This is a genomic window from Trinickia symbiotica (assembly GCF_003028655.1).
GTDB lineage: Bacteria > Pseudomonadota > Gammaproteobacteria > Burkholderiales > Burkholderiaceae > Trinickia > Trinickia symbiotica_A.
Genome location: NZ_PYUC01000039.1, coordinates 1 through 4,538, shown reverse-complemented (window position 1 = coordinate 4,538; position 4,538 = coordinate 1). Strand labels below are relative to the sequence as shown.

Genomic DNA, 4,538 nt, shown 5'->3' with positions numbered 1-4,538 from the left:
GGGCCCGCAGCCAATCATCAGGCTGCAACAAGGCCGGATATAAAGCAGCAACCCAACCTAGGTCACGTCAGAGCACGCAAAAGCCTGGCAAACGGGAGGCGTTCATATAAAGTCATATCAGTATCTAGGCGTGTTAAGGCTGTCGGTTGATGTCGATGGCGGTCTAAATCCGCGCAAATCTGGCGGCGTCACATAGATGCAGCGTGACGCGAGAGCCGCAAGAAAAGAACACGGGGAAATGACCAACGCATCGTGACCGGGATGTCGATGCAGGGCACGGTGAAGGGAGCCCGTAGGGCGACTGGAGACGTGCCCTGCATCGGGGCGTGCCGTCTGCATGGTAGAAAGGCGTTTGCCGAAGAAGAACAACAGGCGCAGCGCCGGCCTCAACCGCCAAGTCCAGTCCGGCGCCGCACCTCCACAAGGGATATCCACATGGCAGGCCTGTCGGCCGGCCGGACAGCCGTGTGAGCGGCCAGTATCGCATTGCTCACGCGGCCCGTCGACCTTGTTCGACTCCTCCTCTTTGGCGTTCTGGAGGAACCGCCAATGCAGCCGCCCACGGGCCGCCTGTACGTGTGCGCCCGTTGCCGGGCGCAGGTCATCGTCTGCCGCCGTTGCGATCGTGGCCAGATCTACTGCGGTCGCGACTGCTCTTTGGCTTCGCGCCGGGCCAGTCAGCGGGAAGCTGGCCGCCGCTACCAGCGCAGCCGGCGCGGACGTTCTGCGCACGCCGCCAGGATGCGCCGCTTTCGCGACAAGCGAAATAAGGTGACGCATCACGGTTCCACTGGTCCCGCCGCTGATGCTCTACTGGCTTCGACATCGACGACGTCGGCCAGCGTGGCCATCCCCACGATTGCTGCTATGCCGCTGGCTACCGGGCATTGCCGTTTCTGCTGCCGCGTATGCGAATTCGTGCGTCATGGGCCGTTACGCCGTCGGGTCTTCCATGAAATTCGTACTGCTACGGATATAAAAGGAAGCGAACCATGACCATCAAGGCTGAGCTTGAGGCGCAGATCCTGCGCTATTACCATGTCGAGAAGTGGCGCTGCGGCACCATCGCGCGCCAGCTGCATGTGCATCGCGGCACAGTGCAGCGTGTGCTTGCCCAGGCAGGCTTGCCACGGCTGGGCGCAGTGCAGCGGCCCTCGCGGATAGATCCCTATCTGCCCTTCATCCACGAGACGCTCAGGAAGTTCCCTTCGCTCACGGCGAGCCGCCTGTATGCGATGGTGGCCGAGCGTGGTTACCGGGGCAACATCCACCACTTCAGGCACATGGTCGCGCTTCACCGGCCGCGCCCAACTCCCGAAGCCTATCTGCGTTTGCGCACAGTGCCGGGAGAAGTCGGTGAGGTCGGCGTAGTGGGCCTCATTCGGCCATCTGCAGATCGGTCGCGCGCGCCGGCCGCTGATGGCCTTCGTGATGGTGCTGGCGTGGTCGCGCCAGATCTGGCTGCGCTTCTACCTCGATGCCCGTATGGACAGCTTCCTGGCCGGCCACGTGGGCGCCTTCGAAGCATGGTCCGGACTGCCGAGGGTCCTGAAGTACGATAACTTGCGCAGCGCCGTGCTCGAACGTCAGGGCGATGCGATCCGCTTCAATCCTGCGCTGCTGGCATTTGCGAGCCATTACCGGTTCGAACCCAGGCCAGTGGCCGTGGCACGAGGCACCAAACCAGCGTTCAACCTGATTCAGCCAGCTCGAGTAGGTCGGCGTGAAGTGCATGTGGTAGCGCGTATGCCTGGCCAGCCATGCCCTGACCTTTGGATGCTTGTGTGTCGCGTAGTTGTCGACGATCAGATGCACATCGAGATCAGCCGGTACCGCCTGGTCAATATGCTTCGCCGCGCAACGCCGGGCGCATCCTGCGCACCGCCATGCAGCTGGCTGTGCCCAAAGGGCTGAACCATCTGCCCGACGAACTGTTGCAGCAGGCGATTGGGGAAATGCGATGAGCCGCCGCCCTCAGCAGCCAGGTCAGTCACGCACCCCGTCCACGCGTATCGGGCCACGACCGCCGCCGCTGCCCGCGCTCACCGACGAGGCGGCGGTCCAGATCCAGCAACTGTTGTGCGACTGGCTGCTGTGGTTCAGCAGTGCATACGCAGAGCAGATCCAGCGCAGCAGGCAGCCATGGGCTGCCCCGGTGCGGCATCACATTTACGATCCGTTTTGAGCAATGGCCCCGGGCGAGCATCCCGGGGCCGTTGCTCTTGCAGCGCGCGACAACACTGCGCCGGGTGTCGATCTACGTCTCGCGTTCGACTGCGGTTCATTCATTCTCCCTGGGCGCGAGACATCCGCCGCTGTCTCAACGCCAAATATCTCGCACTACAGAATACCGTTTAGATCGCGACGGAACACCCGAAGGCCAACGGGAAAACCACCCGCCCTCTCAGTATCCCTTGCATGATTGACCGAGCCCAGCAGGCACTGTATCTGCTGGCCCTCGAAGCCGAGTGCGTCACATAGCAGTTTGCTTCCCGTTGACCTACCCATGGAGCATTTATCCGCCTTCGGTCCGAAGTAGTCGGGAAGGTTAGGTTTCGTGGGATTGATCTAGTACCCTCTTCGTCAATCGCGGAACTCGGGAATTGGGGCGGGAAGTCTCGCTCGCAAAAGGGCTTCAATCGCGCTTGGCGCTAGATTGCGGACGGTGCGTGCTCAGCGACTTGGCAGCTTCGCAAGGATCCTGGTGCTCAGTCTCGGGCGGGCCGCGCGTGTCGGAGTTCGTGCGTTGACGCCTAGAAACACGTCGTGTTATATTGGTTCAACCAATCTAACGGAGGTGTCAAATGGCGGAGATTATTTCTCTTGAGGGACGCACGATCGTTGTAACTGGGGCGGGACAAGGTATTGGCCACGCCGTCGTAAAGCTGGGCATTGCGTTGGGCGCGAATGTGGTTGGCGTTGACCTGAATGCCGATAGTCTTTCCGCAGCAATGGCAGAACTGCCCAAGGACCGGGTGATGGCGGTTGCCGGAAGCGTGGCCGATTCGGAACTCGCGACGCGTGCCGTCGGAGAAGCCATAGAGCGTTTTGGCGGGGTACACGGCCTCGTCAACAACGCGGGCATTATTCGACCGGCAATGATCGAGAAAATGACAGATCAACAGTGGAGGGACGTTATTGACGTTCATCTTTCGGGATCCTTTTACTGGACCCGTGCTGTTGGCCAACACATGGTCGCGCGCGCCAAGAATGGTGACCCGACCGGCGGGGCATTGGTGAACATTTCGTCTGATGCAGGTCGCAAAGGGTCCGTTGGGCAGATCAACTATGCGGCCGCGAAGGCTGGTCTCCTGGGTATGACCATGACCGCAGCCCGCGAGTGGGGCCGTTATAACGTTCGAGCGAATTCTGTCTGCTTTGGAGTTGTGGAGACGCCCATGACCGAAGTCGTACGTGGGGAGAAGTTCCGCGACAACATGCTTGCGCAGATTCCGCTCGGCCGTTGGTCTACCCCTGACGAAGTCGTCAAGACGGTTTGCTTCCTGCTGTCTGATGCCGCTAGTTACATCACGGGCCAGCACTTGGGCGTGAACGGCGGCTTTCACATCAGCCTTTGATTGCGGTTGTCGATGTCCCCCACGTGAAATGTCGCGCGGAGAACACGTCGTGAAGGGCTAGCATCGCAGCAAGTTAAGTCGATGCAGTTTCTGAGTGTCGTCCACAGGCTGCGATGCCTCGAGGTCTGACGACTGCAGCCATAGAAGGAGTGCACTTCTGAGCCTCAGAGTGCGATGCAGAGTTTGATCAATGTGCCGTGGAAGGTTAGGCAATACGAGGGCACATCTTGAGCGAAGCTAGTGAAATCTTAGTCGACCATGAAGGGGCAATTGCGACTGTCACACTAGATCGACCACATTCAAAGAATGCGCTGACGCCGACGATGGCCGAAGCACTGACTGATGTGTTCGTAGGGTTTGCAAAATGCGACGACATTCGCGCCGTAATCCTTACAGGCGTCGGTTCTGATTTTTGCTCCGGTGGCGATGTCAAGGCGATGGGGCAAGCGGGCACTCGGTCGACGGAACAAAGACGGGCCGGGATGAAACGATATGCGGCAATGGTTACCGCGATTGCCGAAATCGACAAACCCGTCGTCGCTGCTGTGGATGGAGTCGCCTTTGACGGTGGTCTGAGCTTGGCACTTCTGGCCGATTTTATTCTTGTAAGTGATCGAGTGCGTTTGTCTATGGCAGTTCAACGCATTGGGCTTATACCTGACCTCGGCGCTTGGTATGCATTGCCGCGCATAGTCGGCCTTCAGCGTGCGAAGGAGTTGATTTATTCAGCTCGAGAGTTTGGTGCTTCGGAGGCTGTGCAGATCGGCCTTGCGTTGGAAACGTTGCCTCCCGAAGCCTTGATGTCGCGTGCCCGTGCTTTCGCAAACGGGTTCGCTAGTGGTGTGCGTCAAACGGATTGCATCTTATTCAGCTTGGCGCGGGCGCGCGTGACTTTCGTCAGGATGTCGGAAGCCTTTGCCGTCCAGATGAACGGTTTCGGATCACCATTGTGCTTCTCGA

Annotated in this window: 3 protein-coding genes and 2 pseudogenes; 2 read left to right on the top strand and 3 right to left on the bottom strand. The window is 59.8% G+C overall.

The window, feature by feature from the left end; translation table 11 throughout:
* Positions 1–923 precede the first annotated feature (923 nt).
* From C9I57_RS33890 to C9I57_RS32975, 3 genes and pseudogenes are all read right to left on the bottom strand, one after another.
* Positions 924–1,298: a hypothetical protein gene (locus C9I57_RS33890; RefSeq protein ID WP_440130269.1), complete on the bottom strand. Its 375-nt coding sequence runs from the start codon at positions 1,296–1,298 to the stop codon at positions 924–926.
* A 382-nt stretch (positions 1,299–1,680) separates the two neighbouring features.
* Positions 1,681–1,836 (bottom strand): annotated as a pseudogene (locus C9I57_RS32035) (transposase); the annotation flags it as partial.
* Positions 1,806–1,994 (bottom strand): hypothetical protein, encoded by a 189-nt coding sequence (locus C9I57_RS32975; protein ID WP_181322035.1) that lies wholly within the window; start codon positions 1,992–1,994, stop codon positions 1,806–1,808. The pseudogene C9I57_RS32035 and the gene C9I57_RS32975, both read right to left, overlap by 31 nt.
* Positions 1,995–2,804: 810 nt before the next feature.
* Here C9I57_RS32975 and C9I57_RS32015 point away from each other — a divergent pair.
* Complete coding sequence (locus C9I57_RS32015; RefSeq protein WP_107154503.1) at positions 2,805–3,578, top strand: SDR family NAD(P)-dependent oxidoreductase; 774 nt, start codon at positions 2,805–2,807, stop codon at positions 3,576–3,578.
* A 227-nt stretch (positions 3,579–3,805) separates the two neighbouring features.
* Positions 3,806–4,369, top strand: a pseudogene (locus C9I57_RS33075) (enoyl-CoA hydratase/isomerase family protein); the annotation flags it as partial.
* Between the last annotated feature and the right edge of the window lie 169 nt (positions 4,370–4,538).

Bases quoted from the DNA above. Each gene is read 5' to 3' on its own strand.
- C9I57_RS32015 (WP_107154503.1), top strand. From the start codon at position 2,805: ATGGCGGAGATTATTTCTCTTGAGGGACGCACGATCGTTGTAACTGGG.